At 46.5% G+C, this 26,461-nt stretch carries 30 protein-coding genes and 1 pseudogene; 7 read left to right on the forward strand and 24 right to left on the reverse strand.

Annotated features, from left to right (window positions below; genetic code table 11):
* Nucleotides 1-118: 118 nt before the first annotated feature.
* The 8 genes from BJJ97_RS18625 to BJJ97_RS18660 form a co-directional block, all read right to left on the reverse strand.
* Nucleotides 119-1,804 (reverse strand): methyl-accepting chemotaxis protein, encoded by a 1,686-nt coding sequence (locus tag BJJ97_RS18625; RefSeq protein ID WP_095994916.1) that lies wholly within the window; start codon nt 1,802-1,804, stop codon nt 119-121.
* A 135-nt stretch (nt 1,805-1,939) separates the two neighbouring features.
* The gene (gene cheW, locus BJJ97_RS18630) at nt 1,940-2,437 is read right to left on the reverse strand and encodes a chemotaxis protein CheW (RefSeq protein ID WP_039359892.1); all 498 of its coding nucleotides are present in this window, start codon (nt 2,435-2,437) and stop codon (nt 1,940-1,942) included.
* 31 nt (nt 2,438-2,468) lie between these two features.
* Entirely contained in the window at nt 2,469-4,469 is a 2,001-nt protein-coding gene (gene cheA, locus BJJ97_RS18635) for a chemotaxis protein CheA (protein ID WP_193438344.1), read from the reverse strand.
* 39 nt (nt 4,470-4,508) lie between these two features.
* A complete protein-coding gene (gene motB, locus BJJ97_RS18640) occupies nt 4,509-5,564 on the reverse strand; it encodes a flagellar motor protein MotB (RefSeq protein ID WP_039485767.1) in 1,056 nt (351 codons plus the stop codon).
* The gene (motA, locus tag BJJ97_RS18645) at nt 5,561-6,448 is read right to left on the reverse strand and encodes a flagellar motor stator protein MotA (protein WP_039485770.1); all 888 of its coding nucleotides are present in this window, start codon (nt 6,446-6,448) and stop codon (nt 5,561-5,563) included. Before motA ends, motB begins: the two co-directional genes overlap by 4 nt.
* A gap of 134 nt (nt 6,449-6,582) precedes the next feature.
* A complete protein-coding gene (flhC, locus tag BJJ97_RS18650) occupies nt 6,583-7,161 on the reverse strand; it encodes a flagellar transcriptional regulator FlhC (RefSeq protein WP_005970730.1) in 579 nt (192 codons plus the stop codon).
* A 3-nt stretch (nt 7,162-7,164) separates the two neighbouring features.
* Nucleotides 7,165-7,515, reverse strand: a complete 351-nt coding sequence (gene flhD / locus BJJ97_RS18655; protein WP_010279486.1) for a flagellar transcriptional regulator FlhD — start codon at nt 7,513-7,515, stop codon at nt 7,165-7,167.
* An 805-nt stretch (nt 7,516-8,320) separates the two neighbouring features.
* Nucleotides 8,321-9,265 (reverse strand): DMT family transporter, encoded by a 945-nt coding sequence (locus BJJ97_RS18660; protein WP_095699945.1) that lies wholly within the window; start codon nt 9,263-9,265, stop codon nt 8,321-8,323.
* 309 nt (nt 9,266-9,574) lie between these two features.
* Between BJJ97_RS18660 and BJJ97_RS18665 the strand changes: the two genes are divergently transcribed.
* Complete coding sequence (locus BJJ97_RS18665; protein ID WP_095994918.1) at nt 9,575-11,290, forward strand: methyl-accepting chemotaxis protein; 1,716 nt, start codon at nt 9,575-9,577, stop codon at nt 11,288-11,290.
* Nucleotides 11,291-11,357: 67 nt separating this feature from the next.
* Here BJJ97_RS18665 and dsrB read toward each other — a convergent pair whose 3' ends face one another.
* Entirely contained in the window at nt 11,358-11,561 is a 204-nt protein-coding gene (dsrB, locus tag BJJ97_RS18670; RefSeq protein WP_095994919.1) for a protein DsrB, read from the reverse strand.
* Between the two features lie 210 nt (nt 11,562-11,771).
* On the opposite strand from dsrB, the gene BJJ97_RS18675 reads away from it, so the two are divergent.
* The 3 genes from BJJ97_RS18675 to BJJ97_RS18685 all read left to right on the forward strand — a co-directional run bounded on the left by BJJ97_RS18675 (nt 11,772) and on the right by BJJ97_RS18685 (nt 14,255).
* Nucleotides 11,772-13,187, forward strand: a complete 1,416-nt coding sequence (locus BJJ97_RS18675) for a diguanylate cyclase (RefSeq protein ID WP_095994920.1) — start codon at nt 11,772-11,774, stop codon at nt 13,185-13,187.
* Between the two features lie 276 nt (nt 13,188-13,463).
* On the forward strand, nt 13,464-13,682 hold the full coding sequence (locus BJJ97_RS18680) for a KTSC domain-containing protein (RefSeq protein WP_072012404.1): 219 nt from the start codon (nt 13,464-13,466) through the stop codon (nt 13,680-13,682).
* 303 nt (nt 13,683-13,985) lie between these two features.
* Nucleotides 13,986-14,255 (forward strand): hypothetical protein, encoded by a 270-nt coding sequence (locus BJJ97_RS18685; protein ID WP_227003539.1) that lies wholly within the window; start codon nt 13,986-13,988, stop codon nt 14,253-14,255.
* A 54-nt stretch (nt 14,256-14,309) separates the two neighbouring features.
* On the opposite strand, the gene BJJ97_RS18690 is transcribed toward BJJ97_RS18685, so the two are convergent.
* On the reverse strand, nt 14,310-15,209 hold the full coding sequence (locus tag BJJ97_RS18690; RefSeq protein ID WP_095994921.1) for a LysR family transcriptional regulator: 900 nt from the start codon (nt 15,207-15,209) through the stop codon (nt 14,310-14,312).
* 111 nt (nt 15,210-15,320) lie between these two features.
* Here BJJ97_RS18690 and blaCAR point away from each other — a divergent pair, with 111 nt between their 5' ends.
* Nucleotides 15,321-16,334, forward strand: a complete 1,014-nt coding sequence (gene blaCAR / locus BJJ97_RS18695) for a CAR family subclass B3 metallo-beta-lactamase (RefSeq protein WP_095994922.1) — start codon at nt 15,321-15,323, stop codon at nt 16,332-16,334.
* Between the two features lie 531 nt (nt 16,335-16,865).
* Here blaCAR and vapC read toward each other — a convergent pair.
* The 14 genes and pseudogenes from vapC to BJJ97_RS18760 form a co-directional block, all read right to left on the reverse strand.
* Nucleotides 16,866-17,294, reverse strand: a complete 429-nt coding sequence (gene vapC / locus BJJ97_RS18700; RefSeq protein ID WP_095994923.1) for a type II toxin-antitoxin system tRNA(fMet)-specific endonuclease VapC — start codon at nt 17,292-17,294, stop codon at nt 16,866-16,868.
* Entirely contained in the window at nt 17,294-17,524 is a 231-nt protein-coding gene (gene vapB, locus BJJ97_RS18705) for a type II toxin-antitoxin system VapB family antitoxin (RefSeq protein ID WP_095994924.1), read from the reverse strand. Before vapB ends, vapC begins: the two co-directional genes overlap by 1 nt.
* A 92-nt stretch (nt 17,525-17,616) precedes the next feature.
* Entirely contained in the window at nt 17,617-18,450 is an 834-nt protein-coding gene (locus BJJ97_RS18710; protein ID WP_095994925.1) for a DUF4942 domain-containing protein, read from the reverse strand.
* A 117-nt stretch (nt 18,451-18,567) separates the two neighbouring features.
* On the reverse strand, nt 18,568-18,888 hold the full coding sequence (locus BJJ97_RS18715) for a TA system toxin CbtA family protein (protein ID WP_095994926.1): 321 nt from the start codon (nt 18,886-18,888) through the stop codon (nt 18,568-18,570).
* Nucleotides 18,889-18,957: 69 nt separating this feature from the next.
* Nucleotides 18,958-19,293, reverse strand: a complete 336-nt coding sequence (locus BJJ97_RS18720; RefSeq protein WP_095994927.1) for a type IV toxin-antitoxin system YeeU family antitoxin — start codon at nt 19,291-19,293, stop codon at nt 18,958-18,960.
* Nucleotides 19,294-19,332: 39 nt separating this feature from the next.
* Nucleotides 19,333-19,806 (reverse strand): RadC family protein, encoded by a 474-nt coding sequence (gene radC, locus BJJ97_RS18725; protein ID WP_095994928.1) that lies wholly within the window; start codon nt 19,804-19,806, stop codon nt 19,333-19,335.
* Between the two features lie 85 nt (nt 19,807-19,891).
* Nucleotides 19,892-20,125: a membrane protein gene (locus tag BJJ97_RS18730; RefSeq protein ID WP_039494636.1), complete on the reverse strand. Its 234-nt coding sequence runs from the start codon at nt 20,123-20,125 to the stop codon at nt 19,892-19,894.
* Nucleotides 20,126-20,141: 16 nt separating this feature from the next.
* Entirely contained in the window at nt 20,142-20,615 is a 474-nt protein-coding gene (locus tag BJJ97_RS18735) for a hypothetical protein (RefSeq protein WP_095994929.1), read from the reverse strand.
* 35 nt (nt 20,616-20,650) lie between these two features.
* Nucleotides 20,651-21,304 (reverse strand): hypothetical protein, encoded by a 654-nt coding sequence (locus tag BJJ97_RS18740; protein WP_227003540.1) that lies wholly within the window; start codon nt 21,302-21,304, stop codon nt 20,651-20,653.
* 97 nt (nt 21,305-21,401) lie between these two features.
* Entirely contained in the window at nt 21,402-22,100 is a 699-nt protein-coding gene (locus BJJ97_RS18745; protein ID WP_095994931.1) for a DeoR family transcriptional regulator, read from the reverse strand.
* Nucleotides 22,101-22,324: 224 nt separating this feature from the next.
* On the reverse strand, nt 22,325-23,146 hold the full coding sequence (locus BJJ97_RS18750) for a DUF932 domain-containing protein (RefSeq protein WP_095994932.1): 822 nt from the start codon (nt 23,144-23,146) through the stop codon (nt 22,325-22,327).
* An 84-nt stretch (nt 23,147-23,230) separates the two neighbouring features.
* Nucleotides 23,231-24,099, reverse strand: a pseudogene (locus BJJ97_RS18755) (GTPase family protein).
* A gap of 301 nt (nt 24,100-24,400) precedes the next feature.
* Nucleotides 24,401-24,679 carry a hypothetical protein gene (locus BJJ97_RS22115; RefSeq protein ID WP_157910788.1) on the reverse strand — a complete coding sequence of 93 codons (279 nt, stop codon included), beginning with the start codon at nt 24,677-24,679 and terminating at the stop codon, nt 24,401-24,403.
* 15 nt (nt 24,680-24,694) lie between these two features.
* Nucleotides 24,695-25,111: a hypothetical protein gene (locus tag BJJ97_RS18760; RefSeq protein WP_095994933.1), complete on the reverse strand. Its 417-nt coding sequence runs from the start codon at nt 25,109-25,111 to the stop codon at nt 24,695-24,697.
* A gap of 495 nt (nt 25,112-25,606) precedes the next feature.
* Here BJJ97_RS18760 and BJJ97_RS18765 point away from each other — a divergent pair, with 495 nt between their 5' ends.
* Entirely contained in the window at nt 25,607-25,819 is a 213-nt protein-coding gene (locus tag BJJ97_RS18765) for a helix-turn-helix transcriptional regulator (protein ID WP_095994934.1), read from the forward strand.
* Between the two features lie 105 nt (nt 25,820-25,924).
* Nucleotides 25,925-26,458, forward strand: a complete 534-nt coding sequence (locus BJJ97_RS18770) for a secretoglobin family protein (RefSeq protein WP_095994935.1) — start codon at nt 25,925-25,927, stop codon at nt 26,456-26,458.
* Nucleotides 26,459-26,461: the final 3 nt, after the last annotated feature.

Genomic DNA, 26,461 nt, shown 5'->3' on the forward strand with positions numbered 1-26,461 from the left:
TTTTTAAATTATGGCGAGTAAACCATCACCCAGCCACCTACATGTAAGCGGCTGGGGATTAGCTCAGTAACAATATCCCTACAGCTTGGGTTATTTATAGCTTATACGACGGTTTTGATCAGAACGTTTCCCAATTATCATTTGGTGAACCTTCTTTCGCTTTCTTACCACCATTCGCTGATGAAGCCAACAATGCAGGTTTTTGACCCGCTGTCGCCGGTGTCGTCCTTCTAAACGAGCCGGCATCTTCAGACAGACGGAATACAGCAACCGCCTGATTCAGCACTTTCACTTGTTCTTCCAAAGCAACCGCTGCGGTCGCAGACTCTTCAACCAAGGAGGCGTTTTGCTGCGTCACGCGATCCATCTCAGTAACAGCCTGACCAACCTGATCGATACCTTTGCTCTGCTCATCAGAAGCAGAGGCAATTTCGCCCATGATATCCGTTACACGAGTGACTGCACTGACGATTTCTCCCATCGTCTCGCCCGCACTTTCAACCAGTACAGAACCTTCATCAACTCGGCTTACAGAATCTTCAATCAAACTTTTAATTTCTTTCGCAGCTTGAGCACTACGCTGTGCCAAATTACGAACTTCACCAGCAACAACCGCAAACCCGCGACCTTGCTCACCTGCTCTCGCTGCTTCAACCGCCGCATTCAGTGCAAGAATGTTGGTTTGGAAAGCAATACCATCAATCACACTAGTAATATCGGCAATCTTTTGCGAACTTCCAGCAATATTGTGCATGGTTTTGACGACATTATCGACGACCTTGCCGCCCTTCTGCGCCGTCTCTGATGCACTCAGTGCCAACTGACTGGCCTGACGAGCATTTTCCGCATTCTGTTTAACTGTTGCGGTCAACTGTTCCATACTTGCTGCCGTTTCTTCTAGTGAAGCAGCCTGTTGCTCAGTACGCGAAGAAAGATCGTTATTTCCAGCACTAATTTCTGTAGCACCGGTATAAATGGCATCAGCACCTTGTCGAACCGCACTAACCGTTGAAACAAACTCACTTTGCATATGGCGGATACTGTCAGCCAGAATGCCCATTTCATTGCTGCTGTGAAAGTGAGTGGTTTTTGTCAGATCGCCTTTCGCAATATGACGAATGTGCTCAACAATACTATTTAGCGGCCTTATTAATAGCTGTTGAATACCAATCCAGGAAATCAGGGCTAACGCAAAAACCAACACGATAATGAAGCCAAGGATCCAGAGCGCCGAATCGTAAGCTGCATCATTTTTAGCTATACCAGCCTGATAAAGTTTATCGCTTTCAGCTTTATAGGCGTAATACGCTTTTTCAAAGTTGTCCTGAAAACTCTGTGTTGGCTGCTCAACAAACTTCTTAAATTCCCCTGCATTCAAAAACTGAATTAATTCAGTTAATGCGCCATTCAGAGCCACATAATTTTCTTTTACGCTCCGAGTAACATTTTCATCCTGATGCGCATCCTGCGGTACTTTCTCATAACGGGAGAAAAAATCGTTTGCGACAGACAGTTGCCTTTGAGCAGAAACCAGAAGCTCTTTACCGCCAGCACCGGCGCCCGTACCGCTTGCATCAAGTGCAAAACGCGTACCCGCACGGTTAAGTGTATTACGGGTCTGTAATAAATATGACCATGCTGAATCCAGCTCGGAACGCTTTTGGTTAATCACCTGCGTTGAACTGAAGATATCCTTATCATTTTTTAATGCACTAAAGAATAAACCACCAGAAATAAGCTGAAGTGCCCCAAACAACACGAGTACAAGCATCAAACCTGTAACAACTTTTATACGGTTAAACATATAACGCCTTTTGAGTAGACCAACCACCGATGATATCGGCACTATTCTGGATATCTTTACGAATTTCTGAACTGACAAGGATACAGCTAAGGAAGGTTTTCGGGGCCACTTTCGTAGCCCCTGAAGGCCGATGTATTAGGCTTTCAAAACGCTATCAACCAGCGCCATTTCTTCGCTGCTCAACAGTTTTTCGATATCAACCAAAATCAGCATTCTCTCGCCCAGAGAGCCTAAACCAGTCAGGTACTCTGTTGACAGTGTTACAGCAAACTCCGGCGCAGGACGAATTTGGTCTGTAGTCAATGACAACACATCAGACACGCCATCTACGACAATACCGACAACACGCTGGCCAAGGTTCAGAACAATAACAACCGTGTTGTCATCGTATTCAACATCCTGCTTGGCAAATTTAATGCGCAAGTCAACGATCGGTACAATGACACCGCGTAGGTTGGTGACACCTTTAATGAAGGAAGGTGTGTTGGCAATACGCGTTACCTGGTCATAACCGCGAATTTCTTGTACTTTTAAAATATCAACGCCGTACTCTTCGTCACCCAGCGTAAAAATCAGGAATTCCTGTCCTACTGTTTCGCCAGTTAATTTCGTGACGCTTGCAAGTCCAGTCATGTTTTCCACCCTTTATTAACAATCTGTTTTATTAAGCAGCAGTTTCAACCGCACGCTTTTCACGATTAAGCGCTTGTAACGCTGAAACATCCACAATCAGCGCAACGCTGCCATCACCAAGGATGGTAGCGGCTGAAACGCCTGGTACCTTGCGATAATTACTTTCCAGGTTTTTGACGACGACCTGATGTTGACCAATCAACTGATCAACCAACAAGGCATAACGTCGACCCGCACTTTGCAGGATAACGACAATACCCTGAGTAGCATCCGTCTTAGCGCCATCCACATCAAAGATATGGAACAGTTCAACGAGAGGTAAATATTCACCACGAACCTGCAATACTCGCTCTCCGCCAGCTAACGGGTACAGGTCTTCCGACTGCGGCTGCAAGGATTCCATCACAGCGTTAAGCGGGAGAATAAAGACTTCTTTGTTAACTTTAACGGACATGCCATCGAGGATGGCGAGTGTTAATGGCAACAGGATTCTGATCGTCGTGCCTTTTCCAGCCTGGAAGTGGATTTCAACATGACCACCCATTTCCTGGATATTCCGCTTCACCACATCCATGCCGACGCCACGGCCAGAGACGTCCGTGACTTTCTCAGCGGTTGAGAAGCCTGGAGCAAAGATCAGCATGCCCACTTCTTCATCAGACATCGAGTCACTTACTGCTAGCCCTTGAGACAAGGCTTTAGCCAGAATTCTCTCGCGGTTGAGCCCGGCCCCATCGTCGATAACTTCAATACAGATGTTACCACCCTGATGTTCCGCAGAAAGCGTCAAGTTACCAACAGCAGCTTTACCTGCAGCAACGCGTTTATCTGGAGATTCGATACCGTGATCGAGGCTGTTACGCACCAAGTGTGTCAGAGGATCGATAATACGTTCGATCAAACTCTTATCCAGCTCAGTCGAACTCCCCATCAGCGTTAGTTCGACCTGCTTATCCAATTTCGCAGCCAGATCACGAACCAATCGAGGGAAACGACTAAATACATATTCCATCGGCATCATACGGATGGACATAACCGATTCTTGCAGGTCTCGGGCGTTGCGTTCCAACTGACCCATACTATTGAGCAGGTCGCCGTGCGCCACAGGATCGAGTTCGCTTGAGCGTTGTGCCAGCATGGATTGCGTAATCACTAACTCACCGACGAGGTTGATAAGCTGGTCAACCTTCTCAACCGCTACACGAATACTGGTATCACCGGTTTTTGCTTTATTTTTTCCATTTTCCGGTGCAGCTTGCGGTTTTGCAGCAACGGGTGCAGACGGCGCAACTGGAGCAGCGACGGCGACAGGTGCTTCAACAACAGCCAATGTTTCTACGACTTCAGCGACGGCAGGTTGGCTGGCTACGGCAGACTTGAAGCTGATTTGCTCTGGCTCAAGAACAAAACACAGCACCGCACTAATATCGTCTTCACTTTCAGACGTCACTAATGTCACTTCTACGCTAGTGTCAGTCTGGTGCGGATCTTTAACCGTCCCCAGATTACCAAGCTCTTCCAGCATCTGAGGTATTTCCTGAGACTTCAGGCCGGTTAATGCGATACGCATTTCACCTTTACCATTAGATGCTGGGCTAGCAGAGTGCTGTGTTACAGCCGACGTATCAGATTGGGCTGCGTCACCATCAGCTTTAGACTCCAGAGCAAGCTGGCGCAAGGCCTGACAGATATACTCAAAGCTTTCAGCATTGGGTTCCTGTGCGGTTTTATAAGCGTCCAACTGATCCTGCATAATGTCTTTTGTTTCCAGAAACAGGTTGATGATATCAGTGCTAAGACGCATTTCGCCACGTCTTGCCCCATCGAGTAAGTTTTCTAACAGGTGCGTAGTTTCCTGCAATGCTTTAAAACCGAATGTGCCAGCACCTCCTTTTATGGAGTGCGCTGCACGGAAAATCGCATTCAATTGCTCGGTGTCGGGTTCTGACGGATCCAACAACAATAAGTGTTGTTCCATATCTGCCAGTAATTCATCTGCTTCATCAAAGAACGTTTGATAGAAAGCACTCATGTCCATGCTCACGTGGTCACCTCTGCTGTGAATCGCGGCTTATTGAGAAGGCGTCGCCTGGCTATCGGGCGCAGCAGGCAACGCGGTGGTTGGCTGTTGACGCTCTGGAGCAGGAACTCCATTAGTTGGTTGTGGCGATGCCCCACCACTTCCACTCGTATTGTTGTTATCACTATTTTCGGCAGCCGGAGTGGTAGGTTTAGGCTTATCCAACTCCATATTTTGTAAATTTTCCACCTTGTCTATATTTACAGCAGAGCTTTCTGCATTTTCTTCTTCAATATCCTTTTGAGCTTGTCTGCTCAATACCAGCAAACTGATACGTCGGTTAATCGCATCACTTCCACCTGCCGCCTGTTTGAGGCTCATTGTCGCAGCCATGCCCACAACGCGCAAAACTTTTCCATCAGACAAGCCCCCAAAAATAAGCTCTCGACGTGATGCATTGGCACGATCTGCGGACAATTCCCAGTTACTATAACCACGCTCCCCTGTCGTATACTGAACATCATCGGTATGGCCGGAGATACTCAGCTTATTGGGGAAATCGTTCATGATAGGCGCTATCGCACGCAGGATATCTCGCATATAGGGCTCAACCTGCGCGCTCCCGGTTTTAAACATGGGGCGATTTTGACTATCGATGATTTGGATACGTAACCCTTCCTCAATCATTTCAATTAACAGATGGGGACGGAGTGCACGTAAGCGAGGATCGGCTTCAATTAACTGATCAAGGCGTTCACGCAATCTATTGAGTCGAACCTGATCCAGCTTCTTTTCTACGTTATCTGTCTTGATGGCCTTTTTCACTTCACCATCTTGCTGGGTGGGATCATTCCCCCCACCCGGAATCGGGCTGGAACTGTCGCTTGATTTAGAGCCAGAAGTTAATGCAACTTTTAGCGGGGTACGAAAATACTCTGCGATTTGGGCGAGCTGCATTGGCGTAGAAATTGCGATAAGCCACATTACAAGAAACAATGCCATCATTGCTGTCATAAAGTCAGCGTAGGCAATCTTCCAGGAGCCACCATGGTGGCCCCCATGTCCAGACTTACGCTTTTTGCGAATAATGGGATGCTGATGTTTCATGCGTTACTGTCCGACGCTTGCTGAGTCGGCGATTTCACACGACGAATGTGTTCTTCCAATTCGGTAAAGGAAGGACGCTCCGTTGAGTACAGCGTTTTACGACCGAATTCAACGGCAATTTGTGGAGCGTAGCCATTAAGGCTCGACAATAATGTGATTTTAATGCACTGCAGTACTTTGATTTTTTCTGCATTTTTCTGACGCAGTAACGCGGCTAATGGGGAGACAAAGCCGTAAGCAAGTAGAATACCCAGGAAGGTACCCACCATGGCGTGAGCGATCATCATACCCAACTCAGCAGCAGGCCGGTCAACATAGGCCAGTGAGTGAACAACCCCCATAACGGCAGCGACGATACCAAATGCAGGAAGACCGTCACCCATCATCGTCAAGCTGGACGCGGGTACTTCGCTTTCATGTTCAATTGTCTCGATCTCTTCATCCATCAGCGTTTCAATCTCAAACGCATTCATGTTACCGCTGACCATCAAACGCAAATAATCGGTAATAAACTCAACGACGGTATTGTCAGCAAGAATATTCGGATAGCTCGAGAAGATTTCACTCTCCCGAGGATTATCAATATCAAATTCCAGGGAAAGCATGCCTTGCTGGCGGGATTTGGCCATCACTCGAAAGAGTAAGGCCATGAGGTCCATATACAATGCTTTATTGTACTTGGAACTTTTGACCAAAAGAGGGAGTGCACGTAGTGTTGCTTTTATCGCCTTTCCATTGTTACCAACGATGAAAGCACCTACCGCCGCACCACCGATGATCAGCAGCTCCGAAGGTTGATAAAGCGCACCCAAGGCCCCACCGACCATGAGATAACCGCCGAGTATCGAGGCCACAATTACGATATAACCCAATATAACCAGCACAAGAAATCCTTATAATAAAAAAGGTGGGCGGAAAGAGAGATAAAACTGCGGAGCCGTAGCCAGGACGTTCTAGAGGAAGAAATCTATCACCGCCTTCACAACACACAGTGATAGATTCACAAATCGCTACAGGCTCAGACTGCGTGTTTTACCTGTTCATCCAGCAGTTGAGGTATTATATCGGCAAGATTTTGCGAAAGTTTACGCCTTTTTACCGCTCTGGAAGGGGGTTGGCACAAACTACAAACAAAACTGTTTTTAGGTTGATGAGCGTGGGTAATGAACATCCCTTTGCAGCAATTGCATGACGATAGTTGCAGCATACCGCTGTCAACAAACCGGACTAATGTCCAGGCACGCGTCAATGCCAACAGTGGAGAATCACTCTGCGGCGCACACTGTTCCAGGTAAAGTCGATAAGATTTAATAACCGCTTCAACACCGCTGCACTGCCCATTCTTGATTAAAAAGCTGTAAGCGTTGTAGAACATTGATGAATGAATATTCTGTTCCCAGGTCATAAACCAATCCGTTGAAAAAGGTAGCATTCCCTTTGGCGGCGGACTTCCTCTAAGTTCTTTGTACAGTTTAATCAAACGTCCGCGACTTAACTGAGTTTCACTTTCCAGCATCTGTAAACGAGCACCGAGCGAAATGAGCTCCATCGCCAATTGGATGTCTTTCGCCTCCTGAACAATACTTTTCTCCGCCATTACTTATGCCCTTTTCTTAGGCAGGTTTTCTTCTTTCGAAGTTAACTGTTGTAATAAGTTACTCGACAACAAAATCCCCGTATGAATTTGCTGTAAATCATCCACACGTGATTCCTGAGTCAAGACTTTGATTGTATTGTGATCGTTAAAGCGGAAATGGCATATCAGTTGGTTAGTTTCTGCCAATTTCACCATCTGCGGTAAAGTCAGTTGCATCAAGATATCTGCCATCTCGTCATTGATTCCCAGACGAAACATTGCAGAAGCTTTTTCATCATTAATTAAGCGTTGCGCCAGTAACAAATAAGACAGATTAATGTCATAAATGTGTTTGAGTAATTCAGAGGTACCCATATTTCCCATCCCGACAGGCTATGTTTAAAACATAAGTTAGGTGATAGACCATATCGCCCAGTTCGAAAATCACTCTCCATTGATGGCATAAAAAACTATCGGTGCCAGATACTGCGAGTTACTACTTTATCATTTCTTATTCGGGCAATCGTTACTTGCCAACTTTACGCATCACGCTGCGAATCCGTTCATCCGTTGCTTTCTAGTTCCACCCTGAAGACTTGCTTCAACCAAAGCATAGGATTAATCCTAAAACAGCGCAACTGTACCGCCTAATCCGTAGCACATACAACGCGACTAAAGAATGATTTTGGCCATTATGTGACACAGATCACACAAATGAAAGCATTATGAGCTAAACCCTGTCTGGTCTGATCACTTTTATGCCTATTTTCCCGCCAAAATCGCACACTAAACGTTACAAAAAAGAGCATTGAAAATAATAAAAAAGAAACAATTTGCTTGCTATATAAATGATAGATATACAAAAAATCCCTTGAGCCCAGAACACACTCCTTTATGTAAGTTTATACCTTTCACGAAAAACTTACACTTTTTACCCAAAAAACTCTTAACCTCATGTTATGAAGCAATATTTATCTATCCCTATCAGAATACAAACCAATGGCAACAAAGCAATCGAACTACTAGCAAAAGGTAGGTAAAGAGTTAGCTCATTGATATTAAATAAATTAGTGATTTTCTGGGATTGAGTGCAGGCACTGCAGCATGAAGTGGTTCGCGGCTTCAACGAGCTCAAAAATCACGCTACAAACAGTGCCTTCAGGACAATAGATGCGTTGGATCACAGAGGCGTTTTCCGATCGCTTTTCACCATTCGGTTAACCAGCCAAATACCTGAACATACCAGGACAAGTGCAAAGAAATATTTCCACTCCAGAATGCTTTCATTAAGAAACAATGCTGACAACAGCGTACCAGAGACAGGGATAAGGAAATTAAATGGTGCGACCATACCGACCCGATTATATTTCAGCAATTGGCTCCATAATGAAAAAGCGACTGAAGAAAGCAAAATAAGGTAGCCTAGCATCAGCACCGCTTTCCAATCAGGTATGATGAGTGTCCCGCCGGTACAGTATCCGGATATGGTCAAAATAATCCCGCCAATAGCCAGTTGATAACCTGTCATAACGGTTGGATCCATCGTTTGTGATATTCGCTTACCATATATAGTCGATGCAGACAAAATAAATGCGGCAATAACAACGAATCCATCACCTAACAGCGTAAAACCAATGTTCATTCCGTTACTGTTGATATTAACGACCATCACACCGACGAAACCTAATATGCAACCAATGAGTTTATTGATATTTAATTTATCATTTTGGTATAGATAATGAGCTAGCAGTACGCTGAAAAAAGTACTGGTTGCATTCATGATCGAACCTTTAACACCGGTGGTATAAGCCAGACCGATATAGAAAAAAACATACTGTAGCGATGTCTGGAATATTCCCAGGGTAGTTAACTGAACTAACTGCCCACGCTGAAAGCGCCCGATGGAGCGTCCGCTTAACACAGCAAGTACCAAGAGCAACAGCCCAGCGAACGCGAACCGGTAGCCTGCAAAAACGAGTTTTCCAGGGATATCATTATCTGCAATGTGAAACAGCTCATAGCCATTTTTAATTGCCGGATAAGCACTTCCCCAGAGCAAACAGCATAATGTGGCGATAAAAAAAACAACTTTTTTATCAGAAAAAAAATGCGTACGCTTTTCCAAGAAAAATCCCTCCGAAGATAGACTCGCCATAATAGCGTTGAACCTCAGACAAATAAAGTTAGGAGGTAGACTCTTTATTTTTTATTATCAATCTGTATGATTTCGCATCACGTATTTCTCTTTTCTTTTTAAAGAGTTAAAAACGTGATCGGGATCGCATCGAATTTGATTAAGGTTTCTCAATATATGCCGATTATCTTTTACATTGGTTGTTTAGCTAATGAATTGTCATTAATGTAGACACTAAAACCTAAACGCCAATGCCGCAGCGAGTGGCATGGTAAATCATAAATTCCTGAGAATGAGCGAATGGATATGAAAATAACGTCAAGGTCTGAGCAGCACGCCGAGGCCGGCATGCTGAGCAATTTACGGCTAGTTCCCTTATTCATCATTATTCTGGGTGGTATCATGCTGTTATTTGCAGCATCTATCGGCACATCCAGCTATTTTCTACAAAGCAGCAATCAGTCATTAGACGACGTCACACAAGAAATCGATACCCGAATGGGGATCTCAAACAGTTCCAACCACCTTCGCACTGCACGTCTGCTGCTCATTCAGGCCGCAGCAGCCGCTCGTATTGGTGATTCGCAGGTCTTCAATGACAACCTGAAACAGGCTGAGCAGCGCCTGGAACAATCAAAAAAAGCCTTCACTGTTTATGAACAACGCCCAGTTAAAACACCTCAAGATATGGCGTTGGACGGCGATCTGCGTAAATCCTATGACGCGTACGTCAACCAAGGTCTTATGCTGATGCTCACCGCGGCAAAACAAGGCTTGTTTGAAGAGGTTATCACTCTCGAATCCGAAGAAACTCGGGTTTTAGATTTGGCCTATAACAAATTTTTGCTAGAGGCTGTCGCTTACCGCACACAAAGAGCGAAAGACTTAAACGAAACCGCACATAAAAATGCACTGCTTGGATATTCGTTGATGGGCGGCAGCTTTGCGCTGGCCACCATTTTAACGCTTTTGACGTTCTTCCTGCTGCGCGGGATCCTCATCAAACCAATAAATCAATTGGTCCTGAGAATTCAGCGCATTGCGCAGGGTGACTTGACTCAAATGTCGGACCGTTATGGCAGGAATGAAATTGGCACGCTAGCCAGCAACGTTCAACAAATGCAGTCTTCTCTGGTCACGACCGTCACTACCGTTCGAGAAAGTGCAGACTCTATTTACCAAGGTTCGACGGAGATCTCATCCGGTAACACTGACCTTTCCTCACGAACCGAACAGCAAGCCGCAGCGCTTGAACAGACCGCGGCAAGCATGGAGCAATTAACCGCAACCGTGAAGCAAAACTCAGAAAATGCGCACCATGCCAGCCAGCTCGCGGCAAATGCTTCAGGAAAAGCCAAGCAAGGCGGTGAGATCGTTGCAAACGTTGTGAACACGATGAACAGTATTTCAGGTAGCTCAAAGAAAATATCTGAGATTACCAGCGTTATTAACAGCATTGCTTTCCAAACGAATATTCTCGCACTCAATGCGGCAGTTGAAGCAGCTAGAGCGGGAGAGCAAGGTCGCGGTTTTGCCGTCGTAGCAAGTGAAGTTCGCAGCCTCGCACAGCGCAGTGCTCAAGCCGCAAAAGAGATAGAAACGCTGATTTCTGAATCGGTAAATCTGGTCAGCAGTGGTTCTGTTCTGGTTGATAACGCGGGTCAAACGATGAAAGAGATCGTCGATGCCGTCACTAACGTCACCGACATCATGGGTGAGATTGCGTCTGCTTCTGACGAACAAAGCCGGGGAATTACTCAGGTCGGTCAGGCGATATCTGAAATGGACAGCGTGACGCAGCAGAATGCTTCGCTCGTTCAGGAAGCTAGTGCTGCCGCGGCATCGCTAGAAGAGCAAGCAGCATTGCTTACCCGTGCCGTTGCGACATTTAAGCTATCCAGCCATTTATCAAATTCAGCTCCTGCTCGGCCGAACGCTCTCGCCGCCAAGGGCCGTTCATCACTCGCCCTACCCCGTCAGGCTAATACCGAAAACGGTAACTGGGAAACGTTCTAATACTGATACCAAAGCCACTGCGAGCATTGTTCACTCGGACAATGCTCGTATACTGCGGCGTTCCGCTTTACTCTTTTTCTGGCAAGGTCTTTGGCTCAACAAACGTACCGTCTTTGCTATCAACCTCATTGAAAAACCAGATACCAGCTGGGTAATCTTTTAATGCAACTAAATACATTATCCCTTCCTGAAACGTTTCTACAGCAAGAATCGTCCCTTCCCGCCGCGTCTTTCCATCGGTTTTAACCGTAACCAGATCATTAACTTTCATAAATTTATCTCAAAATAGCTTCTAACATCAAAAAAACAGCATTATCATTTACAACTACGGTAGGAATAGTAGCTGTATGAAATGATTAATTTTATTTGTTTTTAACAACGCCATATTGACCCTCTCTGTCATTACATATCAATTATTCAGGCAAAAAATTGATCGTTTCTATCCTAGTACATCCGACATATTCGCAAAAGAGATTAAAAGTTGAACGAACTATTGAACGTTAATGAACAGAGAGATAACGGTGAGTCAGACTACAATCAAGTCATAACATCAGAATGGATGCAACTGATAGCTACAACCTCACAGAAATCTTTTACTCTACTGCGAACCCTCGCCGATCAGAAAGCCTCCGACTTTGCTGACGCGTTCTACTCCTACATGCTCAAAGATCAAGAAGCCTCCCTATTTCTTTCCAGTCAGCAAGTCCACGATCGACTCCATGGATCGATGAGCAAATGGATAGCGGACATTTTAACGAATACGGGAGATCGTCTGGCTGACCTGATTAACCACCAAAAGAAAATAGGTCAGATTCATGCACGTATTGGTATTCCCGTCGATCTCGTTGAGCGCGGAGCTCGGCGTCTAAAATGGCACCTTTATGAAGACATCGCACAGGTGGCAGAGGATAAAACGCTATGCTTTGATTCCATGCGTTTTGCCTCTATCTCTATGGATATCGCCATAGAGATAATGAGCAAAACCTATTCACAATCGCACGATCTGGCTGCTAAAAATGAAGAATCCTATCGGCTATTTTCTATTCTGGAAAATGCCAGCATGGAGAGAGAGCGCCAAAATGCATCGCTGCTAAATTGGGAAAATGCCTTTATTTTTAGTGTTGCCACTGGTACGCCTCTTTCCAGCATCCAGGATCTGAGTGATTCGGAATTTGGCCTGTGGTTTAACCATAAGGGGAAATCCAGTTTCAGCAACATTCAGGGAATACGCACTATCGCCTCCATCATGACAGAAACGGATGACTACATTCGCAGCCATAGCACTACCGTACTACTGACACAGCAGGATTACGCCCCGCTACTTAAAACGGTCAGAAGCAAAATTTATAAAATAAATATGCTGCTGGGATCGCTATTTGACGAAGTCCAAAAACTGGAAAGCGGTAAGGATACGTTGACTCTTCTGTTAAACCGTCGCTTCCTGCCAACCATTCTTAGACATGAAATATCGCTGGCAATGCACTCAAGCACCTCGCTCAGCATCGCCATGATTGATATTGACCATTTTAAAACTGTGAATGACACCTATGGCCATGCCGCTGGTGATAGCATCCTGAAAAGGATTGCAGAAGTGCTATATGAAAGCACGAGGAACAGCGACTATGTTTTCCGCTACGGCGGGGAAGAATTTATGATCGTGCTTATTGAAACGCCTAAAGTCGCCGCCTATACCATCATCGAGCGGCTGAGAAAGAAAATCCAGGATCACCCTATTTATCTTCAAAACGGTGAAAGCGTTACGATGACCATAAGCGCCGGCATCGCCGTCTATAGCGGTCATCCCGATTATGAATGCTTGATAAAAGCAGCAGACGATGCGCTCTATCAGGCCAAGGCCAACGGCAGAAACAGGATCGAATACGCGCCGGAAGAATAATCATTTTAGCTTGTTGCAAGCCTGCACTTCAGCTCACAGCCGAAAAGAATAGCTCGCTATTCATCATCGCAGGTTTGCATCATTCCCCTAGCCAAACAGATGAATTGCCCTCCATTGAACAAATTCATAGCATGAAAACGATAAACCAACGATTTTACTAACCAACCCGCCAAAAATTTGATACATATTCAATAAATAAGCATGATCGTCGACAATATGTCATGCAGTGAATCTTTTTATAGTTTGATCTTATTTTGCACAAGGGAGGAACGAACATTGCAGCGACAGCAGGTATCATCGTCACGAATTTATTCCATTGGGTACGATCCAAAGACGCACAACCTTGAGATAGAATTTAATAATAAAGATATCTATCAATATGTTAGCGTGCCTGAATCTATCTATAAAAAATTTATTTCTGACGCTGTCGTCTCTAAAGGTCGTTTCTTTGATGGCGTGATAAAAGATAAGTTTTTATGCCGAAAAATCAGATAGATAAAAATTAACCAATAACAATATCGGTATTTATCGCCGTTCCTTAACGGCGATGAAAACATCGCTTTATGCCACATCAGCTTGCCACTTAATCCTCCAACCGCCTTCCAAAATCACAGCTAATCATGTGAATTAAACATATATCCAGATGGTATCTCCTCGATAGTCCCCTTCAGACTGTGTGAGTATCTATATTATCTAACTAAGGAGAGTTCATATGATCGCATCGGATATTCAGGGGCTAATCTGTTATTTGCCCAGACCAGTAAGCATGCTATTGCGCCAAGTGAAGATACGTTCAAAATGGCTCTTGAGAAAGCAAAGGATAGCGGCCAGATATCCAGACACGAACCCAGCGCTAAAGTTGAGCCTCAACGCTCGAAAGCAGCACAGGAGTTTATGGATTGGGTCTCCATGTCTCATGAAGAAAGATTATTTTTCTCCGTGCTCGCCTCCATGGGAATATCCAAGGAGCAATACGAGGCAATGCAAGCAGAAGAACGCATGGCGTTAGATCTCAAAGTACAAGAACGTATAAAAGAAATGGCGGAACAAGGTCAACAACTCGCGTAATGACAATAAACACGCCTGTTACAGAGATATAGTTAGCCTCTTAGCGCCATAAATCTAGCCGCTCGACAAGTCATTAAGCAAAAAATCCAGTAACGTACGTGTGCTGGTGGGTAAGTATTTGCGTGAACAATATAACGCATAGACCCCTAGCTCTGGCAATGCGTAGTCTGTCAGAACGCGAACCAGTGCGCCGGTACGAAGGTAAGGATCCGTCGTAAAAGCGGGTAAATGAACGATGCCCTCACCCGCAAGCGCGGCATGCAGAAGCACCATGCTATCATTCGCTGCAAAGTTGCCCGTAACGTCCACTTCATCCATTACCAGATCTACACCGTTAGCCGCTGGAGTTTGGAAGCGCCAGACACGACCAAAACGCGTGTGGTACAAGCAGTTGTGTTGCCTGAGATCGTCTGGCCGTTGGGGCGTTCCGTTGCGTGCCAGATAGTCGGGCGCTGCGCAAACAACCGAAGCACAGCGGGTCAGCTGGCGTGAAATCACCGTCGGATCGAGTTTGTCACCGACATGAATAGCTAGATCAATACGCTGTTCCACCAGATTCAATGACGCATCCTTTAACACCATCTCAATGGAAATTTTGGGATATTGGGCAGAGTAGCGCCTCAGCGCATCGGCTAGATAGGATTGGCCAAATGAAATACTGCTAGCAACCCGGATCAAGCCATTAGGCTCTTGACTTTTACTCTCAAGGGCAGCGCCAATATCATCATTCAACGCTAAAATTTGTCGGCAATAGGACAAAATCTCGCTCCCAGCACTCGTCAATCCCAAACTACGACTGGAGCGATGCAATAGACGAACGCCAAATGCTTTCTCCAATGACGCAATATAGCGCGTAGCCATGGCACGCGAGATATCCAACTTGTTCGCTGCGGCAGTTAGACTCCCTAACTCAACCACATCCACAAATACCTGCATGGCAACAAAGCGGTCCATAAGCCCTCATATTGTTCGAAATATGCAACGTTAATTTGCATTACTTCGTATTTATTCGTCCGAATTTCGCAACTATAGTCTGGGCTTTATTATCTAGACAAGAGATAAAGAATGAAGAACCAACGTCTTACACCTCTGGCTACTTTCTTACTTTTATTCAATATGGCTGCTACGGCTCACTCACTCCCCTCACCGGATGCAGAAATAACTAGCACGACCATCCCCACACTGACAGGATGCGGTCCATCATCAACCATCAACCAACTTTTCAGCCAATTTGGAAGCAGCGGCAAAATGCCTACGGAACTTGGACGTTGGCTGAATGATACAAAGGCACAGACTATCGAGCCCTACCAAGCCTTTGACAATGTTTATTATGTCGGCATTTGTTGGGTCTCAGCCTGGCTTATCAAAACCAGTGAGGGCCCGGTACTGATTGATACGCTGTATGGTGAATTTACGGACCAACTGATCGATAATATTAAGAAAATCGGCGTCAACCCGGCAGAGATCAAAATGGTACTGCTGACACACGGGCATTTTGATCATGTAGGTGGCGTTTCTAAACTCAAAGCGCTAACCAATGCACGCTTTGTCATGTCTGAGGAAGGCTGGAAGGAAGCACAGTTGGATGCAAAAAGTACACAGGGAAAACCTAACGCGTGGACGATACCTGCTCCTGCTGCCACAGATATTTTGGTGAAAGATGGTAGCGCGTTGACCATCGGTGATACGACATTTCACGCCTACATGACACCCGGTCACACTTGGGGAACTACATCTTATGTATTCGATGTCAAAGAGGAAAATAACACTTACCGCGCAATTACCATTGGTGGATTAGGTCTAAACGCTATCGATAGTCCACAGCAGGTTGAAGCCTATATTCAAAGCATAGATCGCATAAAAGCGATGGTAGAAGATACCAAACTCCCCATTACAGTTCATCTCACCGCACATCCTTTCAGTAACGGTCAAATTGAAGTGCAAAATCAGCTAAAAGTACGTCAGACTGACCAGCCTCACCCTATGGTGGATGCAAAAGGACTTCTCGAACAGCTAGCTACGCTCCGCGCTAGTGCTGTAGAAAGACTCGCGGCTGAACAAGCTCAGATTAAAAAGTAAGCGTTTAGAGGAAAGAAATAGCCCTTATAGATAAGGGGAATAAGCCGAAAAAAGAAAAGATTAAACTCCTGACCATCAGCCAGGCGAGATAATACCTGCCGTAAAACTCCGATGATTGGTGGTCAGAATAATAAAGCCAAAATAGTGCATATCTAGCACTAATGCAAAAATCATATTAGGAAGAATATTAGGAAAGGGATTTTCAGGCACAAAAAAACCGCCTTTCGGCGGTCTACGACATTGCACATAAGTGCTTGTTTTAATTCGTGTTAAATCAATGGTGCCCGGGGCGGGACTTGAAAAACATGCCATAAGCATTGAATTTAAAGGTTTTAACTTAAAATATAACGTGTATGTACCCACAACCCACATTGCTTCATTCCCTACCCTGCCGTTCGCTACAATACCAAGTAGTAACGCCAGTTGTTAAACTACGGCAGCATGATACCCATGCAGTGATGAGAGATCAAACTTCGCTACCCTTTCGTTTTATTCACTATCCCGCAGATTTCCGCCCATCATTCAAAATGATTACAAAGGCTCGTTATTGTCGGCCGATCTACCGACCCAGTTATCTACTCGTAACCCAGGCACACGCTCAAATTCACGCACGTTGTTCGTGACCAGTATCAAACCTGCTGACCGCGCATGACCTGCTAACATTACATCATACGGGCCGATGAGTGTTCCTTGTCTTGCCAGTTCCGCCCGAATTTGACCGGTATGTACGGCAGCGTCAAAACCATAAGTTTGCACTTCCAGACGCGCAGAAAATCCTTCAATCACGGCAAGATTCTTTTCTGGATTTACCGATTTCTCCGCACCATAGATCAGTTCCATCAGCGTGATAGAACTGATAGCAAACTGCCCGTAATGACGATAGAAAGCGTCCCTGACTTCCTGCGGTTTGTTCTTGATGGTGTAAATACAGATATTGGTATCGAGCAGATATTTCAGCATCAAAAATCTTCCCTGATCTGATCATCAGGCTGCTCTCTGGTGATCATGAAATCAGACGTTACACCCTCCCCTTCAAACCAGCTATCCCAACTTTCCCCTGCTGGCGTGATGATACGTGTGCGACCAATCGCAACAATATCAACCTGCTTCACATCATCGGGAAGCGCAACGGCTTTAGGGAGCCGTACCGCCTGGCTGCGGTTACTTTTAAATACTGTAGTTTTTTCCATAGCAGTCTCCTTGGAGAAATTTTGGACTATCGATAGCATAGAATATTAATGGGATATGTCAATGGGATATACCATCTGAATTAATTGGTTAATCACCTTGCCGCCAACATCCCAGGATAATGTTTGGCGATAATGTCATTCATCTGCTCGATCAGGTCAGGGCGTTTAAAAGTGAGATGCCCAGTGCCTTTCTGAAAGTAACGCACACTAAAGAACTCATCCTCGTATTCCTGCTTGTGAGGATTATCGCGGATATGGTCCATCAGTCGGATGGTGACATCGCCTCGGTTGTCAGGAATGGGTTTGCCATCCAACAGATACAGCATACGTTCCAGATCGGCCAGTTGATCGCGCCGCCAACCCCAGTTCAGGCCAAAGCCCCAACGATTATATGTCACCAGATTATTGATGATGATTTTCTTGCCGAAGTAACAAGGGTGATTGGTTTTGTAATCCCAGGACAGCCCTTTGAATACGTTGATGACCCCGCGCTCGAATACCTCTTGTTTACTCTGGTGAAGTTGCTCAAACGTGCTGAGAATATTGGCTTCGCTGATGGTCGGTAGGTCGCCCTCGTCCAGATTCTTGTGCCACTGGCTGCGGGCTTCAGCGTCCATCAGCGATAACATGCCGGATTTCAGCATCAGGTCGCGCCAGATATTGCGATCCAGCGTGCGGATGATGGCTGGCATCGCCTTGTCTGGCGTTTCCGTTAGCCAGCAGTCGTAGCGGTGCCCTTGCTTTAACGCCCAGTCTTCAGCGGTGCCGCCACCGATAGTCGCTGTAAGTGTTGAGATCGCCTGTAGCTGTTTGAGGAGTTGTTCTATCTGTTGCAGCGCAGCATCACGTCCGGTAACGATGCGTTCGATATTGGTCGAGCAAATCAGCTCGGTGTGTTCGGTTAAAACCTCGGGTTCAGTTTGCATAGTTTGTGATCCATACCTATAAGCAAATGCGCCAGCCGGTAAGGGCTGGCGCATTATGCATTGGGGAGAAAGATAAATAAGTTTGGTGTGGGATTACTGGAAAACAGTTCTGAGTCTTTATGCGTGATGTAAGCCCGTTGCACGTTTGGCGCGAAGGATATCGACAGTAGTGAGAAACGGCGATTGCTCCAGCCAGTTAAAACCGTTGCGATCGATACGTACCAGTTCGTATTTTTCCACCAGAAAATTGACGGCATTGAGCTGCGTGATGCCAGCATCGATATGCTCCTGAATCACATTTTCCTCACAGAAGGGCGTATCGTTCAGCGTGAGGCCGTAGTGCTTTTCCAACAGATAGGTCAGAAGTTGCTGCCAAACGGCTACAGGTGACGGGCAAGGGATATCCTCCCGTGGCGGGATTGCAGGTGATGTTTGCATGGGTATACTCCCTTCAGATTAGATCAATGAAATCAGTGAAATGCACAAGGTGAGTAGAGAAACTGTGGATTAGTGTGTTGCAGCAGAAGTGGGATAAATAACAATATACACATAACCAAAACTGCCCAGCGTATCGGCTTCACAGGTCCATTCGTTGCAATGCAGCGTGATGCAGCCTTGTTGACGGGGATTCAGTTCTCCCGTTCGCATTTTCTGCTCTAACTGTTTAATCAGCTCAGGGAAGACGTGTTCCAGATTACGGGCTTCTGCCTTACTAAAAGTACCGATAAAGCTGGCCCGGTCTGCCAGATAATGCAGACGGTTACCTTCCTGAACCAGTCGGGCTCCGAACCGTGGCGTGATGGCACATTTTAGTCCCCATTCCGGGGTATCCGATGATGGCATGATTGTTTCCTTATAAAAGCACGGTAGTAAATGCAGTCATCACAGCCAGCCGCGTTCAGCGAACGACACCACCTCAGCGCCACCGATCACCAGATGATCGAGTACTTTGACGTCGAGCTGTGAGAGCGAGTCCTTCAGCTTGTCGGTGATGTGGCGGTCGGCCTGACTGGGCTCAGCCCAGCCGGAGGGATGGTTATGCGTCAGTATTACGGCAGCGGCGTTATGACGTAGTGCTGATTTGAGAATTTCTCGCGGATGCACTTCGGTGCTGTTGATACCGCCCAGCGCGATAACTTCCTTTTCTATCAGGCGATGCTGGTTATCCAGATACAGCACCATAAAAACTTCGCGCTCCAGACTACTGAGTTCCAGCATTAACCAGCTTTTGGTGTCCTCCGAGGTTTTGAACTGCCGCGCATTTTTACGCACCCGTTTTTCCAGCAGGCACAGCGCCATCTGGATGATGCGTTGCTCTCTGGACGCAACGCAGCCTGCCAATGAATTACATGACATAGTGATTCCTTAATAAAATAAAATGCCCCCGCTGCATAAGCAACAGGGGCAGGGATGGGTTTACTTTGTGTGGTTAACGCTATCACTAGCGTCGGGAAAACCAGCGCAATACTTTGGCGAATACGGTTACACCGATAAACAGTCCTATCGGGATACCCAGAAACGGTGTCAGCACCACGCTGGCAACGCCTGCGGTTCCGCTGCCAGTTAGCAGTCCGGCAACGGTGGCGATAACCAGTCCAATAAGGCTGTCTGAGATACCGGTTTTACTTAATACAATGACAACCACGACAATAACGATGATGGCAATAATGGGCATGGGTTATCTCTCCCGATTATTCCCGGTGTGTCGTGACACACGACGAGATATCAGCCAGCACCTTCTGCACGTTTTTCTGCCTCGGCTCCCAGGTACCCACATGCTGGTCATTGAGATAAACGTCAAACTGTGTTGCGCTGCCAATCGCCTCAATAAATGCGAACCAGGCATTATCCGCATTGCGCCATCCTAACGAGGACGGAATACCGTATTGCTGGTCATCGATAACGACGACGATAGACACCTCGGTGGAAAAATGGGAATCGACACCCTGTCTCCCTACGGGCAACACCGCCACGCTGTGTTGCAACGTGTTGTCTTCGTCAGGGTTACCGGTGCAGTTAACGGTAAAGACGCTACCCTCAGTGTTGGCTATCCGATATTCGGTGACACCCTGACCAGAATCGGCGCTCCACAGGTTCGGTACGGCCTGTGCGGATAACGGCAACAGCAGTGCGCCTGCAAGCAGAAGCGAAGGGATGTGTTTCATGCGGGTTCCTCTGTGTGAATGGATCTGTCTCAGGGTTAGTAGCCGTAACGGCGGTGGTGCTCTTTGTTGAAGCCGTCTGCCAGCCATTTACCCAGTTTCTGCTCCTGTTCACGTTTCTGCGCCTTAATTTCCGCCATCTTTTTCTGGTCGATGCACTTTTCTGGAATGCTCAGCAATAACGTCGGCTGCTCGGGCTTGCCGTCGGCAAAATTGGCGTTGAAATAGACCTTTGTGTCGGTAATTTCATAGGTACAGTTGCTGGTTTTGTTACCACGATAGACCACCTCCAGGTCACCTGATGTTTTTGACCGCGTACTCATATTTACCCGAGAAAGGGTTTTGGCCTTTTTATTCGCCAGAAACAGTGGCCCGTAGCCATCTCTGACAAAAAACTGCTCAGTCCAGGGATAGTTAAAAATCGTTCTGCCTCTATAGGTCATGCGGATTAACTGGTCATCACTCAGCCCATCAGGGTTGGTCCAGCCAAGCCTTTTGAAGGTAAGCCAGGTGACCTGAGCAGGAAGCTCGGTTTCTGCCTGAGCGGAGAAGGTTGCCAGTAGCCCGATTATCAGCCATCCCCGTTTGCCCGGAAGGTATGTAAACATCATCGTATCCTTTATGTTGAAGTCATTATGAAAATCGTCCAGGCAGAACGGTGTCTGCCTGTGACGTCTGGTGTGGCTCTTCACTGAACTGCCCGGTAACGGCTTCTGTGTGCCGCTACGGGTACTGTCCTTTTTTATCCGTCTTTCTGGTTTTCTCTGGTGTTGGCATCGCGTCCCTGACTTATGTGGCCGGAGACGTGCCGAAGGTGGTGAGTACATCGTGAATAAAGCGAAAGTGCGGCAATGCCGTGATGAAGCCGGATTGTGTGGTCAGGTGACTGATATCATCACGGCGCTGGAAGGACTCGGTAGAGACCGTCACCCCATGAATCTCATGCAGCGGCAGGACCAGAAGATGCCCCAGTGATTCGGCCACCAGATACCACTCGCCATACAGGCAGATAAGCCGGTAAGGCGATAACCCGTCATAGCGCTGACCGTCGGCCAGAAGCGTGACACGTAGCTGCTCACCAATTGCCCGAGTCAGACGGTAAAAATGCCCCGGCAGTGTCGGCGTACCGCGCAAGGGAGGATGCCAGACCAGGCAGGGCGCATCCTCGCCGCTGTCCAGCAGGGTGCTAACCAGCCGGTTATCCAGACCGGGAAACACGTTCTCCATCCCGGTTTGTCGGACAAACATCAGCACATCCTGCCCATGCCGCGCCGGGTTATGGTGCTCCGGCAAACGGCAAAGACCGTTGCGGTATTCTAGGTCGAGATACATCAGCCGTTCACGGAAATCTCGCCGCAAGGTACGGGTAGAGACGCCGAACTCTGCCGCCAGTTTTCTAACGCTCAGTGTTTCGCCTGCCAGTAATCGGCTGATTATCAATGACAGCCTGACGGCCAGCCGGTCATATCGGCGGTCAGCCTGTGTCATGGTGCAGCCTCCTGAGGCAGTTAACGGAATGAAAGTCCTGTGATTACTTTAAAGAGGGGCGTGGTCAGGGTATGGACACTATGAAAAATATTTTTATTTTCAGTAAGAAAGCCGGTGGGATGCGGCCTGAGGGCGATTGAGGTAAACAAGCTATGAGGGCAAACGCTAACTGTCGGACACACCCTGTCCAGGTGGTTACAGAGTGATAACACTTGGCCTATCCATCACAGGCATGTCGCCAGCATGGTTTCTGCCATCACCCACAGCGCACGGTTGAGCTTGATATCGCCATCAATCCCTTTGACGGCACGTGTCCGGGCCTGCCTGCCCTGCACGGAGCGACCGGTCAACCCGCCTTTTATCAGGTTCTCCTGTACCCGTTGATAGGTGGTCCACAGGTCGTTGGATTCATCCTGCCAGCGGCGTGGAGCCAGTATCTGAGCCGCTGTGACCGGCTGGTGGTCTTCACCAAAGCGGTAGGTCAGTGCCGCCTTTGCCAGCGCTACCTGAGCCGGTGGTGGCAACAGCAGTGACTGCATGGCATCCCGCTTCTCATCGATACGTTCAAAGGTGTCCAGCACCTCATAAGCCCCTTCAATCACCCTTTCAACCACATCACCTTTATGTGGCACCCGCACCTCACCCAACGATTCACCACAAATCAGGCCGTTCTGGCACACGCTGCGAAACAGCCCCGGCAGCATCTGATACGAACTTGAGCCATCATGACTGTTCAGCAAGATAATCTCTGGCACCTGCTGGCCGGTGATTTGTCCTTCCCGACGCAGGCGTAACATGTGTTTGGTGTGCTCGAGTTTGCCGATATCCCTAACACGAGTCTGGCAGGCAAAGAAAGGCTGGAACCCTTCACGTTGCAGATTATCCAGCAGGGTAATGGTCGGGATGCAGGTATAGCGTTCACTGCGTGACGCGTGCTTGTCCTCACTAAACACACTGGGGACCACGCGAAACAGCTCATCGCGTGTTAACGGCCGGTCACGACGGATAACATTGGCAGCACCAAAGCGGGAAGCTAAACGAACCATAGGAATGTCCTCAGAAAAAGAATAAACAAAAGCCCTGGTGCAAAAGCGACAGGGCCGGACGGGATGGGAAAGCGTAGGTATTGCCTAGAACAGCAGTGACCACAATGAACGGGCGAGTGACAGCACTGTTTGTTTGAGGCTGCCGATAAATATTTCTAGCGGTGAGGGAATAGCAGGCAGTGCAATCACGCTATCAAGTATGTCGCCGACCGACTGGGTAAAATCATCCCGAGCCCGGCTCGCAATAGCCACTGACCGCCAGTTGGGCCGTAGCCGAGCGGACTGCTGGCCTTTGGCGGTAAACTCTGAAACAACGTTTCCACCATTGCTGCCATACCCCAATCGGTTTTCACCGACACGGCACAAACTGGATGGGCAGGAAAGAAAGTGGAACGCACGGCGACGCGCCGGGCATAGATATTACCGGACTGCTTTAATGAGGGTTGCTGCGTGTCCCGGTCCCATTCGTGACTGGGCTCCAGCTTATCAACCTGATTCAGGACAAACAGTATCTTGTCACGGTAGCGTTCACCGATAACAGTGCGATAAATATGCTGGTCAATGGCAAGCGCCCGGTCATCGGCCTCGAGCAACCAGAGAACAAGATCAACACGTGGCAACCAGTGCTGATAGAGCGCAGCATAGTCATGGTCCCGCTCCTCACTCTCACCGACACCGGGCAAATCAACAAACAGAATGCTGCGTTGTCCTGATGACAGCCGGAACGTAAGAGCTTGCCGGGTACAGGCATGGCTATCACTGACCGGGGACACTTCCCCCTGAAACAGTGCATTACATAGGCTGGATTTACCTGCACCGGTCTTCCCCATAATGCCGATGACGGGTTCGTAATCAATCAATTCACAGATATGCTGCAACATCTTGTCGGAAAGATGCTCAGGTAATAAGGATAGAGATTGATTGATAGCATTAATGCCAGCTTGCTTATTCAACGATTACTCCCTCGAATAGAAAATAAAACATCAACGACGAACCAGCAGATTCGTCGTGTAGATGGTGGATATTCAAGAGAATAATATCTATCTTAAATTATTTTAATTGCCGAGTTTTCTTTTTCTGCCAAGAAACATGAATAGCATACCCAATAACTTTCGAATTTAAAATCCCTTCCATTACTGAAATCTCGCGTATTTTATCATGTGTTTCTTGTGAGGCAGTAACGTTCAACTCTTTATATTTACCGGCTTTTTTTCTTAACTCTAGACTTCTGCGTGCTTAATGCGCTTTTGAATTTCAGTATGAATAATTTTTTTCTTGCGTCATTGAAATCGAGGTGACTATATTGCACCAATGAAAGTAAACCGCATAGCAATATGCTATTTTTTCATCTATACTATCCCCACATCGATAATTTAAAATTGCAATGTCGTTATCTCTGAGGTAGTTTAGTAACCATTCAATGGTAACGCCTGTTCTTCCATTAATATCACTAAACAAATCATCATGGGAAATTAAATCAATCCATTCATTATGTGCATTAATAACTAATTCTTTGGTTGAATATCCTTTCACTGCTCTTGGTATGTTTTACCGAATTTTCTCTTTAATAAAATTTATTCTTGCATCATGTTCCGGGGGAATTTTTTGGCCTAAGGATGGCTCAAAGAATACCAGTTCATTTTTCTCCAGAAGTAAATTGCTTTCACCGTTATAATTAGGTCTATCAATTTTAAGAAGAAACCAACAACTAGCTCGAGAGTCATTTTTAAGCCATGTCAATTCATTTTCAGCAGGTAGTAAATTTTCTCTATCAACACGGACTCGGTTGAGGAAATAATCGACCTTAATTTCATCCTCCCCATTATTCAGAAGATATCTTTTTACCCTTTTTTCATAACTGCCTATATCAGTCTCTCCAGATTCTGGAGGAAATATTTCTCCCTTCGCCTTCAAGGCCGAGAACAAAAAAAGTACAGAATCTCTACCATCCAGAAGCCTAGCCATATATGCCACCCTTATCACTACGTGATTTTATGTGCAATTCTGGCAAGTTTACGCATAAAACACAATGAATACTAGATGATTTCATGTAGATGATCATAGGCAGAGTACAGACAACCCCTCTACAAAAATACCATAAGAGACAATTTATGCAGACGTCTAACTCTCATTATCTCTTTCATTAGTATATATACCCCAAGTAATTCGAATGTCTGGGAGGCGGAAAAGGAGAGAATTCCGATGAACTTACTCAGGAAAGTTATTCAGGTGAAAGAATATCGCCAACGCAAAAACAACTTGAAGTATGACAGTATAACCAAGTGAAGCTAGGTGAAAAATCAATCATGGGTAGTTCTTCATATCTGAGAGGATGTAAGGCTTACGCATATTAGTTGGCTACCGAACATTTTTACAGATGGATCAGTTGGTATAGCGGAGTCGGCAGATAAGCCCCCCCCCCCGACTCTGATATCTATTTACCAACTGGAGAATATCAATATGGCAACACAACCAACCTTACTGGAAGATCAGTTTATCGATATGAAATTTATCACCACACTCACTGAGATGACGGATAAATGGTTTTATAAGCTGATTCAGTGTGGCTATTTCCCTGCACCTGTTAAATTTGGCCGGAGTTCACGTTGGCTAAAGAGTGAAGTTGAGGCCTGGTTACAAGAGAGCATTGCCAAATCTCGTAAGCAACGCTAACCCTCCTTTTATCCACTAATAACACCTTTTTAGTCAGCTATAACCATTATCCGCGCCAGCGGCGGTTTTCTGCTGCCTGAAATCCAGCATTGAAGGAATACAATAATGACAAAGGCCCCATTACTTAACCATTATCAAACTTGGCTTGATGATTTTACTCGAATAAATTTGTGGCATGGCTTGTGTCAGCAGAAAATAGAGCACTGGCACAAACTGACGATTACATCAGGCCAACAAGAAGATGGCAGCATATCCATTATTTTCATTCCACAGCCTCTGCTCCAGGTTATACGCACGGAGCAGGTAGTAGATTGCAATATTATTCCCCAACTGATTAAGCATATTTATTACCCCTTGCTTCCAGGCGTGCTATTTAGTGAATGTTGTCGGTTGGGAAAAAGAAAGCTGGCAGAACAATTAAAAATGCTATTCCGATTGCATACGCAACTGGAGATGCGTCATGCCCTAATACTGTTGTGCTGGTGTGATTTCACCACTGGCAGCGATTTGGATGAATGGTATTCACTACACTTGCCTAATGCTGACGAGTTAAAACAGTGGATATCAGTACGACAAAAAACTTACCGGGGGCTGGCAACACTGACGAAGGATTACATTGATGCCACCCAGCCATTGTGAAGG

The sequence above is a fragment of the Pectobacterium polaris genome (assembly GCF_002307355.1).
In the GTDB taxonomy this organism is placed as follows: domain Bacteria; phylum Pseudomonadota; class Gammaproteobacteria; order Enterobacterales; family Enterobacteriaceae; genus Pectobacterium; species Pectobacterium polare.

Bases quoted from the DNA above. Each gene is read 5' to 3' on its own strand.
- BJJ97_RS18625 (WP_095994916.1), bottom strand. From the start codon at position 1,804: ATGTTTAACCGTATAAAAGTTGTTACAGGTTTGATGCTTGTACTCGTG.
- cheW (WP_039359892.1), bottom strand. From the start codon at position 2,437: ATGACTGGACTTGCAAGCGTCACGAAATTAACTGGCGAAACAGTAGGA.
- cheA (WP_193438344.1), bottom strand. From the start codon at position 4,469: ATGAGTGCTTTCTATCAAACGTTCTTTGATGAAGCAGATGAATTACTG.
- motB (WP_039485767.1), bottom strand. From the start codon at position 5,564: ATGAAACATCAGCATCCCATTATTCGCAAAAAGCGTAAGTCTGGACAT.
- flhC (WP_005970730.1), bottom strand. From the start codon at position 7,161: ATGGCGGAGAAAAGTATTGTTCAGGAGGCGAAAGACATCCAATTGGCG.
- flhD (WP_010279486.1), bottom strand. From the start codon at position 7,515: ATGGGTACCTCTGAATTACTCAAACACATTTATGACATTAATCTGTCT.
- BJJ97_RS18665 (WP_095994918.1), top strand. From the start codon at position 9,575: ATGGATATGAAAATAACGTCAAGGTCTGAGCAGCACGCCGAGGCCGGC.
- dsrB (WP_095994919.1), bottom strand. From the start codon at position 11,561: ATGAAAGTTAATGATCTGGTTACGGTTAAAACCGATGGAAAGACGCGG.
- BJJ97_RS18685 (WP_227003539.1), top strand. From the start codon at position 13,986: ATGGCTCTTGAGAAAGCAAAGGATAGCGGCCAGATATCCAGACACGAA.
- BJJ97_RS18690 (WP_095994921.1), bottom strand. From the start codon at position 15,209: ATGGACCGCTTTGTTGCCATGCAGGTATTTGTGGATGTGGTTGAGTTA.
- blaCAR (WP_095994922.1), top strand. From the start codon at position 15,321: ATGAAGAACCAACGTCTTACACCTCTGGCTACTTTCTTACTTTTATTC.
- vapC (WP_095994923.1), bottom strand. From the start codon at position 17,294: ATGCTGAAATATCTGCTCGATACCAATATCTGTATTTACACCATCAAG.
- vapB (WP_095994924.1), bottom strand. From the start codon at position 17,524: ATGGAAAAAACTACAGTATTTAAAAGTAACCGCAGCCAGGCGGTACGG.
- BJJ97_RS18710 (WP_095994925.1), bottom strand. From the start codon at position 18,450: ATGCAAACTGAACCCGAGGTTTTAACCGAACACACCGAGCTGATTTGC.
- BJJ97_RS18715 (WP_095994926.1), bottom strand. From the start codon at position 18,888: ATGCAAACATCACCTGCAATCCCGCCACGGGAGGATATCCCTTGCCCG.
- BJJ97_RS18720 (WP_095994927.1), bottom strand. From the start codon at position 19,293: ATGCCATCATCGGATACCCCGGAATGGGGACTAAAATGTGCCATCACG.
- radC (WP_095994928.1), bottom strand. From the start codon at position 19,806: ATGTCATGTAATTCATTGGCAGGCTGCGTTGCGTCCAGAGAGCAACGC.
- BJJ97_RS18730 (WP_039494636.1), bottom strand. From the start codon at position 20,125: ATGCCCATTATTGCCATCATCGTTATTGTCGTGGTTGTCATTGTATTA.
- BJJ97_RS18735 (WP_095994929.1), bottom strand. From the start codon at position 20,615: ATGAAACACATCCCTTCGCTTCTGCTTGCAGGCGCACTGCTGTTGCCG.
- BJJ97_RS18745 (WP_095994931.1), bottom strand. From the start codon at position 22,100: ATGACACAGGCTGACCGCCGATATGACCGGCTGGCCGTCAGGCTGTCA.
- BJJ97_RS18750 (WP_095994932.1), bottom strand. From the start codon at position 23,146: ATGGTTCGTTTAGCTTCCCGCTTTGGTGCTGCCAATGTTATCCGTCGT.
- BJJ97_RS18760 (WP_095994933.1), bottom strand. From the start codon at position 25,111: ATGGCTAGGCTTCTGGATGGTAGAGATTCTGTACTTTTTTTGTTCTCG.
- BJJ97_RS18765 (WP_095994934.1), top strand. From the start codon at position 25,607: ATGGCAACACAACCAACCTTACTGGAAGATCAGTTTATCGATATGAAA.
- BJJ97_RS18770 (WP_095994935.1), top strand. From the start codon at position 25,925: ATGACAAAGGCCCCATTACTTAACCATTATCAAACTTGGCTTGATGAT.